The sequence below is a fragment of the Microbispora sp. H10830 genome, from assembly GCF_014161375.1.
Taxonomy (GTDB): domain Bacteria; phylum Actinomycetota; class Actinomycetes; order Streptosporangiales; family Streptosporangiaceae; genus Microbispora; species Microbispora catharanthi.
In genome coordinates this window covers 1-614 of sequence record NZ_JABBWX010000062.1, presented here as the reverse complement: position 1 = coordinate 614, position 614 = coordinate 1, and the positions used below count along the sequence as shown (strand labels likewise).

Genomic DNA, 614 nt, shown 5'->3' with positions numbered 1-614 from the left:
GTTGCAGGCGTCCTCGGACATCACCACCCGGCTGCTGTCCGGCGGCGAGCCGCAGGAGGTCCTCACGCTCATCGCCCGGCGCGCCCGCGAGATGGCCGACGCCGACGCCGTGGCGATCCTGCTGCCGCGCAAGGGCGGCGAAACCCTGCAGGTGGCGCTGGAGGACGGTGCCCTGGAGGACGGCGTATCGCAGGACGGCGACGTCCCGATCGAGGGCTCGCTGTCGGGCCGGGCGTTCCTGAGCGGCGAGCCTCTCATGCTGGACGACCCCGCCGGCGGGGACGTCCATCTCGCCGGCGACCTGGACCCGGGCCCGGTGGCGGCCGTGCCGCTGGGCGCGGCCGGGGCCGTACGCGGGGTGCTGGCCCTGGTCAAACGCCCGGGGCGGATGCCCTTCAGCCAGTCGGAGCTGCGCACGCTGCACGCCTTCGCCGGGCAGGCGGCCGTCGCGCTGGAGCTGGCCGAGACCCGCCGCGACGCCGAGCGGCTCGGCCTGCTGGAAGACCGCGACCGCATCGCCAAGGACCTGCACGACGTGGTCATCCAGCGCCTGTTCGCCGTGGCCATGACGCTGATGAGCGCCGTACGCCTGGTCGAGCGGCCGGAGGCCTCCT

At 74.9% G+C, this 614-nt stretch carries 1 protein-coding gene; it reads left to right on the top strand.

Annotated features, from left to right (window positions below; genetic code table 11):
* The coding region (locus HHX35_RS42400; protein ID WP_182904249.1) for a GAF domain-containing protein at window positions 1–614 on the top strand (614 nt) is incomplete at both ends.